14 protein-coding genes are annotated in these 16,216 nt (G+C 64.0%); 9 read left to right on the forward strand and 5 right to left on the reverse strand.

Going from position 1 to position 16,216, the window contains the following annotated elements; translation table 11 throughout:
• Position 1: 1 nt before the first annotated feature.
• The 3 genes from BLU67_RS04925 to BLU67_RS04935 all read right to left on the reverse strand — a co-directional run bounded on the left by BLU67_RS04925 (position 2) and on the right by BLU67_RS04935 (position 4,409).
• Complete coding sequence (locus tag BLU67_RS04925; protein WP_092563023.1) at positions 2-679, reverse strand: 4Fe-4S dicluster domain-containing protein; 678 nt, start codon at positions 677-679, stop codon at positions 2-4.
• A 222-nt stretch (positions 680-901) separates the two neighbouring features.
• A complete protein-coding gene (locus BLU67_RS04930) occupies positions 902-2,641 on the reverse strand; it encodes an ABC transporter ATP-binding protein (RefSeq protein ID WP_092563026.1) in 1,740 nt (579 codons plus the stop codon).
• Positions 2,619-4,409: an ABC transporter ATP-binding protein gene (locus BLU67_RS04935; RefSeq protein WP_176780704.1), complete on the reverse strand. Its 1,791-nt coding sequence runs from the start codon at positions 4,407-4,409 to the stop codon at positions 2,619-2,621. The genes BLU67_RS04930 and BLU67_RS04935 overlap by 23 nt, the downstream gene beginning before the upstream one ends.
• Positions 4,410-4,471: 62 nt before the next feature.
• On the opposite strand from BLU67_RS04935, the gene BLU67_RS04940 reads away from it, so the two are divergent.
• The 3 genes from BLU67_RS04940 to BLU67_RS04950 all read left to right on the forward strand — a co-directional run bounded on the left by BLU67_RS04940 (position 4,472) and on the right by BLU67_RS04950 (position 7,100).
• On the forward strand, positions 4,472-4,864 hold the full coding sequence (locus BLU67_RS04940; protein WP_092563032.1) for a DUF3817 domain-containing protein: 393 nt from the start codon (positions 4,472-4,474) through the stop codon (positions 4,862-4,864).
• The gene (gene guaA, locus BLU67_RS04945) at positions 4,857-6,422 is read left to right on the forward strand and encodes a glutamine-hydrolyzing GMP synthase (RefSeq protein WP_092563035.1); all 1,566 of its coding nucleotides are present in this window, start codon (positions 4,857-4,859) and stop codon (positions 6,420-6,422) included. The genes BLU67_RS04940 and guaA overlap by 8 nt, the downstream gene beginning before the upstream one ends.
• 168 nt (positions 6,423-6,590) lie before the next feature.
• Positions 6,591-7,100, forward strand: a complete 510-nt coding sequence (locus BLU67_RS04950; RefSeq protein WP_092563038.1) for a hypothetical protein — start codon at positions 6,591-6,593, stop codon at positions 7,098-7,100.
• 3 nt (positions 7,101-7,103) lie between these two features.
• Here the strand turns inward: BLU67_RS04950 and BLU67_RS04955 are convergent, their stop codons facing one another.
• Positions 7,104-7,367, reverse strand: coding sequence for a hypothetical protein (locus tag BLU67_RS04955; protein ID WP_092563041.1), 264 nt, complete (start codon positions 7,365-7,367; stop codon positions 7,104-7,106).
• Between the two features lie 2 nt (positions 7,368-7,369).
• The gene (locus tag BLU67_RS04960) at positions 7,370-8,752 is read right to left on the reverse strand and encodes a PspC domain-containing protein (RefSeq protein ID WP_092563044.1); all 1,383 of its coding nucleotides are present in this window, start codon (positions 8,750-8,752) and stop codon (positions 7,370-7,372) included.
• 114 nt (positions 8,753-8,866) lie between these two features.
• Here BLU67_RS04960 and BLU67_RS04965 point away from each other — a divergent pair, with 114 nt between their 5' ends.
• The 6 genes from BLU67_RS04965 to BLU67_RS04990 all read left to right on the forward strand — a co-directional run bounded on the left by BLU67_RS04965 (position 8,867) and on the right by BLU67_RS04990 (position 16,103).
• Positions 8,867-10,105 carry an ATP-binding protein gene (locus BLU67_RS04965; RefSeq protein WP_092563047.1) on the forward strand — a complete coding sequence of 413 codons (1,239 nt, stop codon included), beginning with the start codon at positions 8,867-8,869 and terminating at the stop codon, positions 10,103-10,105.
• Positions 10,106-10,765 (forward strand): response regulator, encoded by a 660-nt coding sequence (locus BLU67_RS04970; RefSeq protein ID WP_261977033.1) that lies wholly within the window; start codon positions 10,106-10,108, stop codon positions 10,763-10,765. It abuts the gene before it with no gap.
• Between the two features lie 25 nt (positions 10,766-10,790).
• Positions 10,791-11,135 carry a hypothetical protein gene (locus BLU67_RS04975; protein ID WP_092563050.1) on the forward strand — a complete coding sequence of 115 codons (345 nt, stop codon included), beginning with the start codon at positions 10,791-10,793 and terminating at the stop codon, positions 11,133-11,135.
• Positions 11,136-11,203: 68 nt separating this feature from the next.
• A complete protein-coding gene (locus tag BLU67_RS04980) occupies positions 11,204-11,683 on the forward strand; it encodes a DUF456 domain-containing protein (protein WP_092563053.1) in 480 nt (159 codons plus the stop codon).
• 7 nt (positions 11,684-11,690) lie between these two features.
• Positions 11,691-14,072 (forward strand): DNA helicase PcrA, encoded by a 2,382-nt coding sequence (pcrA, locus tag BLU67_RS04985; RefSeq protein ID WP_092563056.1) that lies wholly within the window; start codon positions 11,691-11,693, stop codon positions 14,070-14,072.
• Positions 14,073-14,126: 54 nt separating this feature from the next.
• Positions 14,127-16,103 carry an acyltransferase family protein gene (locus BLU67_RS04990; protein WP_092563059.1) on the forward strand — a complete coding sequence of 659 codons (1,977 nt, stop codon included), beginning with the start codon at positions 14,127-14,129 and terminating at the stop codon, positions 16,101-16,103.
• Positions 16,104-16,216 lie beyond the last annotated feature (113 nt).

Below are 16,216 nucleotides of genomic sequence, written 5' to 3' on the forward strand. Positions count from 1 at the left end.
CTCACTTTAAGTAGTACACGCGAGGCTGGGTCCCCATTTCCTCGCGGAGCCTAAAGGCTCGGGGATCGGCAGCCAGCTTGGACACGAGAGATTCGGGATCAGCCAGATCACCGAAGTATCGAGCATCGCCGATGCACGTTTCGCAGCACGCAGGCTCTTCGCCGCGGGCGGTGCGATGCATGCAGAACGTGCACTTGCGGACGGTGCCTACCGGCGGCTTATTGCCGGCACGCTCCGCGTGCTCAGCGCCCCACTCAGGCACGGTAATTGCTTCGGCGCCCTGCATTTCATCGGCGTAGGTCTCACCGAAATCAAAAGACCGCGCGCCATAGGGGCACGCGGTGATGCAATAACGACAGCCAATACAACGATCCTGGTCAATGATGACGACACCGTTGTCGGCCTTGTACGTGGCGTTTACCGGACAGACGCCGACGCATGGCGGTTGGTCGCACTGCATGCAGGGGCGGGGAATGTTCACGCGTCGCACGTTGGGGTAGGTGCCGGCTTCTTCCTCCAGCACGACGTTGTAGTTCACGCCCGGCGGAGTTCGATTCTCGGCCTTGCACGCCACTGTGCAGGAGTCGCAACCGACACACTTTTGCAGATCGATGACCATTCCCCACTGGGGAGTATGGCCTTCCGGAGGGCGGGATTCGATCGAGACATGGGTCTTCATCGAACCTCCTCGAATCTTTCAGAATCGTATAGGACTGGTGAGTTCAAGCTATACGATCGAGGGGGTGCCCACGGTGACTTTGGTCCCGGTTAGGTGGGCCTTATGTCTGATTCGAGGACTTGGGTGTGGAGGAAATCTAGGCCTGTATCCTTAGCCAATCATTTTGTGCGATGACGTAAGAAAACGGCGGGCCGGTGTCGCCACCGGCCCGCCGCCATTGCCCTATTCCTGTTGCCAGGAGGCCCACAGTTTGGCGTAGGCGCCGCCGAGGGCTACGAGCTCATCGTGGGGGCCGATCTCCACGATCTTGCCGTCCTCGATTACTGCGACGCGGTCAGCATCATGCGCGGTGTGCAGCCGGTGCGCGATGGCGACGACCGTGCGGTCCGCGAGCACTGCCGAAAGGCTCCGCTCGAGGTCGCGAGCGGCTCGCGGATCGAGGAGGCTGGTGGCCTCGTCGAGGACGAGCGTGTGGGGATCGAGCAGCACGAGCCGGGCGAGGGCCAGCTGCTGGGCCTGGGCCGGGGTGAGCGTGTGGGCGCCCGAGCCGACTTCGGTTTCGATGCCGTCCTTGAGCTTGGTGACCCAGGTGCGGGCGGCCACGGCATCGAGTGCCTGCCACATCTCGTCCTCGCTGACATCGGCGTTGGCCAGCCGCAGGTTATCTGCGACGGTGCCGACAAAGACGTGATGCTCCTGGGTGACGAGCGCGACTTCCCGGCGCAGCACGTCCTCCGGTAGATCGATGACGTTCACGCCGCCGATGCGTACCTCGCCCGCGGTGGGCGGGTGGATCCCGGCGAGCATGCGCCCGAACGTCGATTTGCCCGCACCCGAGGGGCCAACGATCGCGAGGCGCTCGCCGGGCTTCAAATCGAGGTCCAGGCCGTGCAATACCTCGACGCCATCGACATAGGAGTACTTCACGCCGCGAGCCACGAGGTGCTCGTCTGCCGGTCGCACATCCTTGGTGAGGCGGTCAGGCTTGACGAGATCGACACCCATGATGCGCGAGAGCGAGGCCCGCGCGACCTGGGACTCATCGAGCCAGAACAGGAGTTCGCCGATCGGGTTTTGGATCTGGACCGCGTACATCGCGATCGTTGTGACCGAACCAATCGTGACACCCGCGATCGAATTCGTCGCGAGGTAGGTACCCCACATGATGACGGCGACGGGCGGCAGCACGAAGGTGACGCCGAGCCAGAAAAACAGCACGGCCCGCAGGCGGAGTGTGTAGGCCTCGGTGTCCCAAGCCTCCTTCAGCGCCCGATCCATGTGGAAGCGGCGGCGCAGCCCGAGGGAGAGCGCATCGACGGTGTCGACGTGCTCGATCGACTCGGTGAAGACGCCATTGAGCTTGGCGTAGGCCTCCGAGTTCCGCAGGTAGGCCGGCGTCGCCTTCTTCAGGTAGGCGCGCGAGGCGAGGATGAGGACGGGCGCACCAACGATGAGCGCCACCGCGATGGCGGGGGAGACGAGCAGTGCCGCGCCCGCCGTCAGCACGACGGTGATGAGCTGCACGAGGATCTGCGGGATCCCGAAGCGGATCACCCACTGGACGCGGTCGATGTCGTTGGTCGTGCGGGAGATGAGGTCTCCCGTTCCGGCCTTTTCCACCGTCGATAGCGGTAGATGCGTGATCTTTTGCAGGAACTGTTCCCGCAGCTCGGCAAAGATGGACTCGCCAAGGACCATCGCCGCGCGCTGGGAGATGCCGGTGAGCACCGCCTGGATGAGGACGGCCCCAAGCAGGATGAGCGCGACCTGGTTGACGTAATCAAGCGTGGTGCCGGCCGCGACCTGATCGACGAGGCGGCCCAGCAGCCACGGCATGGCGAGCGCCGCGACGGCCGCCAGCGCCTGCAGGCCGACGACGAAGACGAGCCCGCCGCGGTAGTTGGCGAGCAGCGCCTTGATGCGCCGCCACAGCGTCGCGTTATCGGCGATTGGCAGCTGCATGATCGCCCTCCTCTTCTGCGGTGGTGCGGGCCACGACGGCCCGGTAGGCGAGCGCGTCGGGATTGCCCTCGCGCGCACGATGTAACAGATCTTGGTGCGTGCCGCGGGCGATGACGGTGCCGTCGTCAATGAAGACGACCTCATCGGCGTGCTCGAGCACGAGCGGAGAGGCGGACACGACGATCGTCGTGCGCCCCTTGCGGGTGCGGGCGAGCTGCGCGGCGATGCGTGCCTCGGTGTGGGCATCGACGGCGGAGGTGGGCTCGATGAGCACGGCAATCTCCGCCTCGGTCAGGACGGCGCGGGCGAGGGCCACGCGCTGGCGCTGACCGCCGGAAAGCGAGCGGCCCTTTTCCGTGATCTCGCCCGCCAGGCCCCCGAGCGTCTGGGTGACGTCGTGGGCATCGGCGACGGCGAGCGCAGCAAGCACTGCCTCATCGTCTCCATTGCTCTCCCAGGCATCGACCTGCGAGCGCAGCGTGCCGGTGAACAGCTGCGGGGTGGCCTCGGCCAGCACGACGCGGCGGCGTACCTCCGGCAGCGGATAGTGCGTGATGGGCCGTCCCGCGAGCAGGATCTCGCTCGATTGGGCGTCATCCATCCGGGCGAGCGTGCGGGCAAATGCCGCCGACTCGTCCGGGTCCGCGCCCACGAGGACGGTGAATGCCCCGCCCGTGAGCTCCAGGCCGCTGGCGCGATCGGCCAGCACGGCCTCTCCCTCGGGCAGCGGCTCGAGGTCGCCCGCCCAGTCGTCACGATCGGCGAGGGTGCCGGCGGCCGGCTCGACGGCAAGAACCTTGCGCGTCTTGTTCTCGGCGACCTTGGCGCGCGTGAAGAGTTGGAACATGAACGTCACTTGGCGCAGCGGCTGCGACAGGTAGGCCGTGTAGCCGTAGAACGAGACGAGCTGGCCGGGGGTGATATCGCCGGCGACGGCCAGGCGCGCCCCAAACCACACGACACCCACGACGAACAGCGCCGGTAGGCCCGTGCGAACGGCCATGAGGATGGACTGGACATTGGCGACGTGTACGGCCGCGAAGCGCACCCGTTGGCTCTGCTCGCGGTAGCGCCCGGAAAAGACGTCCTCACCGCCGATGCCGCGCAGGATGCGCAGGCCCGCGACGGTATCGGAGCCGAGGGTCGTGAGCTTGCCCTGGGACTCGCGCTGCTGGTTTTGCCGCTCCTGCAGCGGTTTAACGAGCAGCGAGGTGAGCGCTGTGACGACGGGCAGGCCGATGAGCACGAAGAGGCCGAGTGGGACGGACTGGCTGAGCAGCAGGACGGAGACGAGGACGTAGACCATGAGGCCACCCACGAGCCGTGGCAGCGACTCCATGATGTTGCCGATGTGGAACGCATCGGAGGCGACGGTGGAGATGATTTCGCCCGTCGGTAATTCCTTGGTGAGCGAGTGACCCGAGCGCGAGACGTGGTGCCCGACGGTGCGCTGGTTCGTGATCGAGGCGCGCATCCACGACATCACCTCGGCCAGGTGCGTGATGGCGTCGAAAGAGGCGGCGAGCATGCCGAGCCCCATGAGCACGAGTGCCCAGGAGATGACCTCGGAGCTGAACCCGCTCGCTAGTCCCGCGTCGAGCGCCTTGCCAAGCGCTAGCGGCATGAGCGCGTTGGCGCCGTCGCGGACAATCGCGAGGGCGATACCGACCGCGAGCACCTTCCACTGGGCGCGCGCAATCCACGCCAGGTAGCGCTTGGGAGCGCCGTCGGCGCGATAGTCGGGGAAGTGTGAGGGGTATTCGAGCACGAGTGCCATGCTAGGCGCCGGTGGCGACGCGGCCTAATCTTTTTTGCCGCTACCCTGGCTTCATGACCTCCGTTGAGACCAAGGCCCGCACGGCCTTTTCGCGTTACCGGATCATGGCTTTCGTTACCGGAACGCTGCTGCTTGTCCTCACCCTTGAAATGGTGCTGAAGTACATCTTCCAGCTCAATGGGCTGGAAGAGCCGGGCAACTGGCTGAGCGCGCGGCCCGTCCTCGGCACGTGGATCGCGATCGTGCACGGCTGGATTTACGTGTTCTACCTCATCACCGTGTTCGCCCTGTGGTCGCACATGCGCTGGAGCTTTGGCCGGATGGTTGTCTTGATCATTGCGGGCGTCATCCCCGTCATGAGTTTTATCGTCGAACCGAACGCTAAGAAGTGGATGGAGGCCGACTTGCCGGCTCTGATCGCGAAGGAAGAAGGCGTCCATGAGTGAGCCCCGCCCCGTACTCGTTATCGACTTTGGCGCGCAGTACGCCCAGCTCATCGCTCGCCGGGTGCGCGAGGCACAGATCTACTCCGAGGTCGTCCCGCACTCCATGAGTGCGAGCGAGATCCTCGCCAAGGACCCCGCCGCGCTCATCCTGTCGGGCGGTCCGGCCTCGGTCTATGCTGACGGCGCTCCCGCGCTCGATCCCGCGTTGCTTGCCGCCGGCGTGCCCGTGCTCGGAATCTGCTACGGCTTCCAAGCGATGGCCCAGGCGCTCGGCGGCAGCGTCGGGCAGACCGGCCAGCGCGAATATGGCTCGACGCAGGCCGTCACGAGCCAGGGCGGCATCCTGCTCGACGGCATTCCCGCCCGCCAGCAGGTGTGGATGAGCCACGGCGACGCGGTCGCGGCTGCGCCTGCGGGCTGCACGGTCCTGGCGAGCTCTGCCGGTGCACCCGTTGCCGCCTTCGAAGATGCCGAGCGGCGGCTCTTTGGCGTGCAGTGGCACCCGGAGGTCCAGCACTCCGAGTACGGCCAGCAGGTGCTCAAGAACTTCCTCTACCGCGGGGCGGGCCTGAGCGCGACGTGGACGGCCGAGAACGTCATCGCCGATCAAGTCGCGCGCATCCGCGAACAGGTCGGCGCCGATCGCGTCATTTGCGGCCTGTCCGGCGGCGTCGACTCCTCGGTCGCGGCCGCCCTCGTGCACCGAGCGGTCGGGGAGCAGCTAACCTGCGTCTTCGTCGACCACGGCCTGCTGCGGTCGGGTGAAAAGGAGCAGGTGGAGCGGGACTTCGTCGCCGCCACCGGCGTCGATCTCATCACCGTGGACGCCGCCGAGCGCTTCCTGTCCGCGCTCGCCGGCGTGACCGATCCGGAAACCAAGCGCAAGATCATCGGCCGCGAGTTCATCCGCGTCTTTGAGGACGCGGCCCGCGAGGTCGTGGCCCGCGCCGGCGCGCACGGCGAGGTGGTCAAGTTCCTCGTCCAGGGCACGCTGTATCCCGACGTCGTCGAATCCGGCGGCGGCGACGGCGCCGCCAACATCAAGAGCCACCACAATGTGGGCGGGCTGCCCGACGACCTGCAATTCGAGCTCGTCGAGCCGCTGCGCGAGCTGTTCAAGGACGAGGTTCGCCAGGTGGGTCTGCAGCTGGGCGTGCCCGAGGCAATCGTCTGGCGCCAGCCGTTCCCGGGCCCGGGCCTTGGCATCCGCATCATCGGCGAGGTCACCAAGGAACGCCTCGATGTGCTGCGCGCCGCGGATGCGATCGTGCGCCAGGAGCTCACGGCCGCGGGCCTGGATCGCGAGATCTGGCAGTGCCCCGTCGTCCTGCTGGCCGATGTGCGCTCCGTCGGCGTCCAGGGCGATGGCCGCACCTATGGCCATCCGATCGTGCTGCGTCCCGTCTCCTCCGAGGACGCCATGACCGCCGACTGGTCGCGCCTGCCCTACGATCTGCTCGCCACCATCTCCAACCGCATCACCAACGAGGTAGCCGACGTCAACCGCGTCGTCCTCGATGTCACGAGCAAGCCGCCCGGCACCATCGAGTGGGAGTAACCTGAGTGCGGGATATGTCACTCAAGGCCGATTTGCCGTAATTATCGGCATTGTCGGACTTGAGTGACATACTGCATGCTTCACTCGGCGCGTGGCGTCGCTGAGTAGGGGTTGAATTTAATCACGACGAGAATTCTCGTCGACCCTCAACCCCTAAAGGAGATCACGATGGCTGCCAACGCCAATCCGATCGTCAAAATCGCGGGCATCATTGCGCTCGTAGTGGGCATCATCTTCGTGGGCGCTGGCGCGACCACGTGGGGCATGGTGACCAGCCAGCTCTCGGCCGAGAACATCACCGTCCCGAAGGACGCAGACATGCTCGCGGGCAAGAAGGTTGGCGGACCCTTCACCGCCTACGCCCAGGCCCAGATCATTAACAAGCACGCGCTCGCGGGCGCGAACGGCCTGACCTACGCCGAGCTCGGCGCCAAGGCTCGCGAAGCGGAGGAAGCCGGCGATACCGCGGCTGCCGAACAGTTCACGGAGCAGCGCGTGACCGCGATGAACGGCTCGTTCCTGCGTGCCTCCCTGTTCACCTCCGTGCTCGCCTATGGCGTGTCCGCGCTGGTGATCGGCCTGGGTCTGCTGCAGATCCTGAGCGGCCTGGCATTCCTCAAGCTTGCCAAGCGCGACGAGGTCTACGTTCGCGACGAAGCCGTCGCGCGCGACGTCTAAGACTCACGTCATCCTGCCGGAATCGGGCGGGGCCGGGAACGTGGCAGCGGAGAGATCCGCGGCCGCGTCATCCTCGGTCCCGCCCGTTTCTCGTGTGGGGCTCGGGGCGGCGGGAATGAGTGCGCCCAGAGCGAGCGCCGCGGCGAGAGCGAACAGCAGGGCGATGATGGCCGTGCGGACATCGATATCCGCGCCCAGCCCGCGAGCGATCGCCAATCCGGCAACGGCAAGCAGGGCGCTCGCCCATGTGAGTGTCGAGGTACGCATCGTTAGTTCTCCTCGGTGGTCGTAGGTGACGGGCTCGCCGTGGGTTCGGAGTGTCGCTTGACGTAGTCGACCCCATCGCTCACGTCAGTTGAGGCTGCCACGTGGGCGAACCCGAGGGTCAGTTCAATGCGCGTAGCGTCGGAAGGATTGGCCACCGCGGCCGGCGTCTTGAGTATGACCTGCTGGCCCGGTGAGAGGTAGAGGTCCTCATAGTCGGGGCTGGCCCAGGTTTGGTCGCCTTCGGTCTTGATTGTTGCTAGCGGAGTCGTATACGTGCGCGTCGGCGTCTGGACTTCCCAGCCGCCATAGGTCCACAAACTGATGGACGAGGAACCCGTCGACGTGACCGTCACGATGGCGTTCGTATCACCAAGGTCTCGAAGCCTGTAGTTCCCGAAACCCGCAGCCGCGGTGACATCCCCTTGGTCCGTGGGCAGGTCGATATTGCCAGCGACGAGCGCTGAAGAGTGCTGGGATGCCGTTGCTCCGAACCGCACGGGGGCCGCGCCCGGCTCAAAGAGCACAGCGTTCGGTAACACAAACGCCAGCGCGGTCGCCGCCGCAACGGGTAGTGCGCCGAGCCAGCTGATCGCCGTCAGCCAGCTACCGCGCCGACCACGGCTTGCCGCGATGATCAGTCCGATGGCGGTGACTGCGAGGAAAACCCCGCCGGCGGTGAGCCAGGCGGCAAGCGTTGCGGGCATGAGGAGCAGTGTGAGTGCTCCCAAGGAGATGGCGAGTGCCACGATGCCGAGGGTGAAGCGTGCGGGCACGGCCGGGGTGCGGGGCTTTCGAGGCCGGGGTGTTCGTGCCGGTGGGCGTTCTTCGAGGGGCGAGACGTGCGTTGCTTCCGCCTGCGCGGGCACAGGTGGAGCGGCCACCCCGGTGCGCAGCAACTCGCTGGCCGGCGAGGGGGACGGCGTCGAGTGCACAAGGCCGTTCGAATCAGTGCCCGCGCAAGGGGTGCGCTGTCGAGACGCGTAGCCCGCGACGATCGGGACTGCGATGATCAGCCCGAAGACTAGCGCCGGAGCAATACCGCCGAGCAAGACGGCGACGGTATCGCGGGTGTCGGCGAACCACAGTAGGGGGCCAAGGGCGCCAATCACGATGAAGGCCAGCGCCCCGGCCGCGGCTACATCGGGCCGGCCGTGGATGAGCTCGTCAAGATGAATGCGGCCATCGCGGTGTTCGGGCAGGAGCAGCCAGGCAAAGCCATAAATGATGAGGGGCAGCCCGCCAACGAGAGCGCCCAGGCAGAACAGGAGACGGACGAGCACGGGAGATATCCCGAACCGATGGGCGATGCCGGCGCAGACGCCGCCGATCATCCGATCTTCCGTTCGCCGCCACGGACGCTCTCGAACCGAATCGAAGAAACTCATAGCTTTAGCTTTTCCTACTTTTCTACTCGCTCGCTACGGGGAATGACCCTGATTCGTCCCTGATTTTGTGGCTGATAACTACTCGATCCGCGCGCGGCATGTCACCATCGGTAGGTGACCACTTCGCCTCCACCTGAGCTCGATGTGCGCGAATTGCGCGCGCCGTGGGCAAAGGACCGTCCGATCCTCGCGCGGCGACAGCCCGCGGTGATCGCCGGTGTCTGCCGCGGCTTAGCGGAGCACCTGGGCGGCAGGGTGCTGTGGTGGCGGATCGCGTTCGTCCTAGGGATCATTCCCGTGGGCCTGTCAGTGCTTGTCTATGTCGTGCTTGCGGCAGCGATGCCGCGCGCTGCACATGGGGATATCCCGGTTGAGCGATCCCGACTGGCTCGCCGGCTGTCTCGGTTAGAGACGAGACGCATCATGACGGGACAGCTGGCGCTCGCGGGAGTCTTGGCAGCGAGCGCCGTCGTCGTATGGATTTGGATGCTTGGCGGATTTTGGGATGGCGCAATCGTCATCCCGGTGCTCCTCCTGCTAGCCGGGGCTGGGGTGATCTGGTCAGCGAGCGCGCAAGACGAACAGCCCAAGCCGCTGCAGCTCATCGCCGGCGTGCTCGCGATCGTTATTGGGGCAGTGCTACTCGTGTCCTCGAAGATGCGTCCAGGTGAGGTGATTCCAGGACTGATTGCGGGAGTGGCGGTGCTGCTTGCGGTCGGGTTTGTGGGAGCGCCGCTGTGGATTCGTACGCGCACCCACCTGGCAGAAGAGCGTGATGCCCGGATACGGGAGTCGGAGCGGGCTGATATCGCGGCTCACCTGCATGACTCCGTGTTGCAGACTCTTGCGCTCATTCGCTCTCGGGCCGGCGAGCCGGATGTTGTGGAATCCCTCGCGCGTGCCCAGGAACGTGACCTGCGGCGCTACCTTTATTCTGATCGGCCAGAGGAAGGCACGAGCGCCGCGGAGGGGATCCGCACGCTTGCCGGAGAGATCGAAGAACTGTACCGCCATCCCATCGACGTGGTGATTACGGGCGATGCTGCCCCCGGCGCCGAGGTCACAGCGCTGATCGGAGCGGTCGGTGAGGCCCTGACCAACGCCTGCAAACACGGCGGAACCGGCCCAATCTCGCTGTACGCTGAGCTGCAGGAACGCAGCGCTGAGGCGTGGGTGCGGGATCGAGGACCGGGGTTTGACCCGGAGCAGATTCCTACCGATCGAGCCGGGATCCGATGCTCGATCATCGAACGCTTGCACCGTGTTGGGGGAGAGGCGGAGATCCGTTCCCCGTTGCCAACGGGTGGCGCCGAGGTGCGGATGAGTGTGCCAATCGAAGGAAAGGACAGCTAGGTGCGGATCGCGATTGTCGATGACCACGCCATGGTGCGGGCCGGCGTCAAGGCTCAGCTGGAGGCGCTGCGCGAGGACTATCAGGTCGTCGCGGAGGCTGGAAACGTCACCGAGGCGGTGCGTGTCCTCGTCTCGACCCCGTGCGACATCGTCCTGCTCGACGTCCATTTGCCGGGCGGCGACGGGGGCGGAGGCGCGGAGGTCGCCCGGAGCGTCCTTGCCCATAGCGATATTGAACGGCCACAGTTCTTGGCGCTGTCGGTTTCCGACGCCGCCGAAGACGTTGTCTCTGTCATTCGCGCCGGGGCGCGGGGGTATGTCACGAAGTCGGTGACGGCGACCGATCTCGTCGAAGCAATCGAGCGAGTTGCTGCAGGAGATGCTTACTTCTCACCGCGACTCGCCGGATTCGTCTTGGATGCGTTCGGAACCGCCCACCAGGACGTGGCCCAGCGTGATGAAGAATTGGATCGGCTCTCTGCCAGGGAGCAGGAAGTCATGCGACTCATCGCGCGAGGATTTGCTTATAAAGAGGTGGCAGCCGAGCTGTTCATCTCGATCAAGACGGTCGAATCTCACGTTTCTGCCGTCCTTCGCAAGCTTCAGCTCTCCAATCGTTATGAATTATCCCGATGGGCGGCAGCTCGCGGGATCGAGTGACCAACGCGTGCGATAGGCTCGTTTTGTGAACACACTTGTCAACATCCTGCTCGTCTTCCACCTCCTCGCGATGGCGTACATTTTTGGCGGCTCTATTGCGGGACTAGCGCTCAAGCGCGTTCCCAAGGGTCTGATCCACGGCGCACTGACCGCTCTTGCGGTGGGTGTCCTGATGGTCGTGGTGCGCGAATTCCAAGACGGTGTCACCGTCAACCACATGAAGATCGGCATCAAACTCATCGTGACCTTGGCCGTCTGCTACTTCGCATGGCGCGCCGAAAAACGCGAGAACCCCGAGGCGGCACGAACCGACCTCATTGCCGCTGCGGGACTCACTGCCGCAAACGTCGCCATCGCCGCAATCGTCTAACCGTATTCGACTGCCTCGTCCCGCCCTGCCATCCGGTAGTGGTGGGGCGAAGTCGTTAGCGTTAAGCCATGGAACAACTCGACATCCTCGTGACGCTTGCGTGCATCATCGGCGTCATCGGAGCGATCGTTCAGATTTATCCCGGGCTGCTCATCGTCAGCCTGGCGGTTGGTATCTGGGGTGCGGTCACCCAGGGCCCGTGGGGCTGGGCGATGCTGGCCGCGGCTATCCTCACCTTCATCGTGGCATCGGTGGGAAAGTACATCCTGGCTGGAAAGCGCCTCAAGAATGCGGGCGTGGCCAATTCCTCCATGATGATTGGCGGGGTGCTTGCCGTTGTTGGGTTCTTCGTCATTCCGGTCATCGGTGCAGTTGTGGGCTTTGTTGCCGGGGTCTACCTTGGTGAGGCACGCCGATCACGCTCCGGCCAGCAAGCCTGGCAGTCCACAGTGCACGCCTTAAAGTCTGTCGGGCTCGCTATCCTGGTGGAGCTATTCGCTGCCCTCGCTCTCTCAGCTGCGTGGGGTTGGGCCGCGTGGATGACCTAGAGGAACTATGGATTCGCTTTTTGATGAACTGGTAGCGGCGGCCCGCGCCTCCGCTCCCTTACCGGCCGCTGCGAACTGGGACGACCCGGATAGTTCGCGCGAAGCGGAGACCGACGCCTCCGAACTGCTGCGTGGCCTTAACCCGCAACAGCATGAGGCCGTTGTCCATTCGGGCTCGCCGCTCCTGGTCGTTGCGGGCGCTGGCTCGGGAAAAACCAAGGTCCTCACGCATCGCATCGCCTATGCGCTTGCGACAGGGCGCGCACGAGCCGACCAGATCATCGCCATCACCTTTACCAATAAGGCTGCCGCCGAGATGCGGGAGCGGGTTCGCGCGCTCGTGGGACCGCAGGCTGGGCGAATGTGGGTTTCGACGTTCCACTCCGCATGCGTGCGGATCTTGCGCCGCGAATACCGCGACGTACCGATTCGTTCGACCTTCAGTGTGTACGACATGCAGGACGCTCAACGGTTGATGGCGCTGACCTGCAAGCGGATGAACTTGGATCCCAAGCAGTTCAATCCCAAGATGTTCTCGCGCCGAGTTTCGGATTTCAAAAACGAACTTATTACCCCGTCACAGGCCTTGGCGCAGGCTCGCACCGATATCGAAAAGACCATCGCTGAGGCCTATCGGCTCTATAACGAGGCCCTACAGCAAGCGCACGCCATGGACTTCGATGACCTCATCATGCGCACGGTCCAGTTGCTGCAGAATAATCCCCAGGTCGCGCGCACCTATCGGCGCCGATTCCGACACGTCCTTGTCGACGAGTACCAGGACACGAATCACGCCCAGTACATGCTGGTACGTGCACTCGTGGGGGACGAGGACGACGATGCCGGTGTTGCTCCGGCAGAGCTCACGGTCGTGGGAGATTCCGACCAGTCGATCTACGCATTTCGGGGTGCGACCATCCGAAATATCGAGGAGTTCGAAAAAGACTACCCCGATGCTCACACCGTGGTGCTCGAACAAAACTACCGATCCACGCAGAACATTCTGTCGGCTGCTAATGCTGTCATTGCGGCGAATTCCGGTCGCCGTGCCAAACGGCTGTGGACGGACTCTGGCGACGGCGCCAAGGTTGTCGGGTACGCCGCGGACTCCGAGCACGATGAGGCACGCTTCATCGCTCGGGAGATCGATGCGCTCACCGATTCGGGAGTGAACCCGGGAGACGTAGCAATCTTCTATCGCACGAATGCTCAATCGCGCGCGCTCGAAGAGATCTTCATCCGAACCGGCCTGCCATACCGAGTCGTGGGCGGCACGAGGTTTTATGAACGAAAAGAAATCAAGGACGCCCTCGCCTATTTGAGAGCCATCGCGAACCCGGATGACTCGGTTTCCATCCGTCGCATCTTCAACACTCCACGGCGCGGCTTAGGCGACAAGGCCGAGGCAACGCTGGCCGCGTACGCACACGATCGCGGCATCTCCTTCGGTTCGGCGATTGCGGCTGCAGTCGAGGGCGAGATACCGGGTCTCGCTGCACGCACACTCAATGCCCTGCGCGACTTTTACGCCACTCTCACGGAAGTGCGCGACTTCGCTGAGGATGCCACACCAGCCGAGATTCTAGACGCCATCTTGGATCGATCCGGCTACGTTGCGACCTTGCGCGCCTCGGATGATCCGCAGGATGAGACCCGAGTCGAAAATCTCGCAGAACTGCATGCGGTGGCAGCTGAATTTCTCGAGACCCAACCCGAGGGAGATCTCGGTGATTTCCTCGAACGAGTAGCCCTGGTAGCGGACTCCGACTCGATTCCAGGTGACGAAGCCGGCCAGATCACTCTGATGACGGTCCACACGGCCAAGGGATTGGAATTCCCCGTTGTCTTCGCCTCCGGTATGGAGGATGGGACGTTCCCACATGCCCGCTCCATCGACGACGCGACGCAGCTCGCTGAAGAACGGCGCTTGGCCTATGTCGCCCTCACCCGAGCGCGCGAGCGCCTCTATGTCACTCGCGCGGCAGTTCGCTCCGCCTGGGGAATGCCTCAGGACCTGCCACCTTCGCGTTTCCTCACCGCTATTCCCGACGACGTCCTAGATTGGCGACGAGAAGTGGCCGGCAATGAGGCATTGCGCGCGAGTTCCACTTCTCGCAGCCCGCTCTCGTTCGGCAGCGGGTACACCCCCAAGGCATCCGCCGTGCGAACGGTGCAACGAGCAGGCGTGCAACGGTCAGCGGAAAAGGACGAGGCAGCGATCCCAGCGCTTGCCGCGGGCGATCGGGTGTTGCATGATTCCTACGGACTCGGCACGGTCTTGGAAGTCACGGGACAGGGGAGGCGAGCCGTCGCAAATGTCGATTTCGGCGACGGTGCAGTCAAGAAGTTGATGCTTCGCTATGCGCCACTGACGAAGCTCGAAGTATAGCCGTCCCGGCGCGCCCAACTACACCACCCTCAAGCTGAGCTTTAACCTTGAACCGTGGCGACACGTGTTCACCAGGCACGCGCACCGCGCGCGGCGCGGCAGCCAGGAGGCTACCGGGAGATCTCACCGGGGGATCGGCCAAAGATCATCCCCGGCCTCGATGGCCTGCGTGCCCTCGCTATCATCTCTGTTCTCATCTATCACCTGCGGCCGCAAACCTTAACCGGCGGATTCATCGGTGTCGACATCTTCTTCGTCGTCTCCGGGTTCCTTATTACGACCCTCCTGCTGCGCGAGGTCTCCAGCCGGGGTTTCATCGATTTGAAGGGGTTTTGGACTCGTCGTGCCCGGCGGCTGATCCCCGCGCTCGTCGTGTGTGTGCTGGTATCGGTCACGGCAGCCTATTTCGTCGGGGGCGATCTCCTTGTCGGCATCGGGCGGCAGACCCTTGGTGCCCTAACGTTTTCGAATAACTGGCTCGAAATTGGCGCCGGAACCTCCTATTTCGCGCGCACGTCTCCACAGCTCTTTGTCAATTTTTGGTCTCTCGCCGTCGAGGAACAGTTCTACCTGCTGTGGCCTATCATCGTGGCATTCATGCTGGCCGCGACGAAATCCTCCTCGACGCGAGTGCGCATCGTGTTCGCCGTCGCAGCCGGTTCGGCCATCTGGATGGCAATCAACGCCGTCCCAGGGCAGGATGCTACCCGCGCCTATTACGGCACCGACACACACCTTTTCGGTCTTATGTTTGGAGCGGCTCTCGCCTTTGCCTGGGGCCGCTATTCCGTGCTCGATACCCGCCTATGGCACCGTTGGCGGATTCCGGCCTCGCTCCTTGCGGCAGTTATCCTCGCAACGCTGCTTGTGACCGTGACCGAAGACGCGATCTGGACATTCCGCGGTGGCCTCGTGCTGGCATCACTCGCCACCACCGTCATCATCGCCGCTGTGATCACGGGCAAGCATCCGTTTCTGCCCGTGATGGAAGCGTGGCCCGTGCGCTGGGTTGGGGAGCGCTCCTACGGGATCTACCTGTGGCACTGGCCCGTCATTCTCATTTTGGAAGCAATGACATCCTCAGTGGTGCCTGATTCTGCTGCGTCATGGGTGGTACGCGCTCTGGCACTTTCTCTTACGCTCTCAATCGCGGCGGTCTCTTACCGGTATCTCGAGACCCCCATTCGACGGCACGGCTTCAAAGTCTGCATTGCGGATGCCATTGCCGCGCTGCGCTCCACCAGGCGATGGCAGCCGCGAGCGATTGCCGCAACGGCCGGCGCCTGTCTGCTCGTGATGCCCGTGGCGATTGCGACGGCCCCCGAGAAGTCTGAAACCCAGATCCAGATCGAGCAGGGCGAAAAGCTCCTGAAAGAAAAGGATGCCGCAGCGCCCCAGCCATCGGCCGAAAGCCCGGCATCGCCAGACGATACCGACGCCCACACCGGAGACGGGATCCACGACGATGGTGCTGGCACTGGAGATCCTGCAATCGTCTCGCCGACACTGAATACGACCGTGCCGAAGGGTGAGGAGATCTCGGCTTTCGGAGATTCGTTGCTCGTGACGACGATTCACGCGCTCGAGGACCGCTTCCCGGGTATTCGGGTCGATGCAAAATCGAGCAGGCAGTGGCCCGAAGGGCTAACCCGGATACGAACCGCGTTAGATGAGGGCTCAGTTCGGCGCGGCGTCGTCATTGCTCTCGGGACAAACGCTGGGCTACCGGAGCCGGACCTGCTGCGCGATGCGCTGGATTCGCTTGGCACCGAGCGACTCGTCGTGGTGGTCAATATCTACGGTAAATCCACCTGGACTGACGCCGTGAACGAGGATATTGCGCGCATCGCCAACGAATACGCGAACGTGACGGTGGCAGATTGGCATACCGCAATAGGCGAGCATCGCGCCCTGTTGCAGGCCGACGGTGTCCACCCGGGAATTGAGGGTGCTCACCTGTATGCGGACACCATCAAGGACTCCTTTGCCGAGCTGGCAAAGAAAGCCGAGGCTGCCCAGCACGACCACTAGGTGTGCCATTCGTCATAGGTCTTTGGTCCGTACCACACTCGAGACGATTCACTGCGCAATTGCCCCAACCCCGGATAGGCTGTCCCTAGATGTCTTGATGTCGAGGCATTTTT

Origin of the sequence: Bowdeniella nasicola, assembly GCF_900107735.1 — a bacterium.
Lineage (GTDB): Bacteria > Actinomycetota > Actinomycetes > Actinomycetales > Actinomycetaceae > Bowdeniella > Bowdeniella massiliensis.

What these genes read in the sequence shown, in the direction of transcription:
- guaA (WP_092563035.1), top strand. Translation starts at nt 4,857, where the DNA reads ATGAGTGAGCCCCGCCCCGTACTCGTTATCGACTTTGGCGCGCAGTAC.
- BLU67_RS04940 (WP_092563032.1), top strand. Translation starts at nt 4,472, where the DNA reads ATGACCTCCGTTGAGACCAAGGCCCGCACGGCCTTTTCGCGTTACCGG.
- pcrA (WP_092563056.1), top strand. Translation starts at nt 11,691, where the DNA reads ATGGATTCGCTTTTTGATGAACTGGTAGCGGCGGCCCGCGCCTCCGCT.
- BLU67_RS04930 (WP_092563026.1), bottom strand. Translation starts at nt 2,641, where the DNA reads ATGCAGCTGCCAATCGCCGATAACGCGACGCTGTGGCGGCGCATCAAG.
- BLU67_RS04960 (WP_092563044.1), bottom strand. Translation starts at nt 8,752, where the DNA reads ATGAGTTTCTTCGATTCGGTTCGAGAGCGTCCGTGGCGGCGAACGGAA.
- BLU67_RS04980 (WP_092563053.1), top strand. Translation starts at nt 11,204, where the DNA reads ATGGAACAACTCGACATCCTCGTGACGCTTGCGTGCATCATCGGCGTC.
- BLU67_RS04925 (WP_092563023.1), bottom strand. Translation starts at nt 679, where the DNA reads ATGAAGACCCATGTCTCGATCGAATCCCGCCCTCCGGAAGGCCATACT.
- BLU67_RS04955 (WP_092563041.1), bottom strand. Translation starts at nt 7,367, where the DNA reads ATGCGTACCTCGACACTCACATGGGCGAGCGCCCTGCTTGCCGTTGCC.
- BLU67_RS04950 (WP_092563038.1), top strand. Translation starts at nt 6,591, where the DNA reads ATGGCTGCCAACGCCAATCCGATCGTCAAAATCGCGGGCATCATTGCG.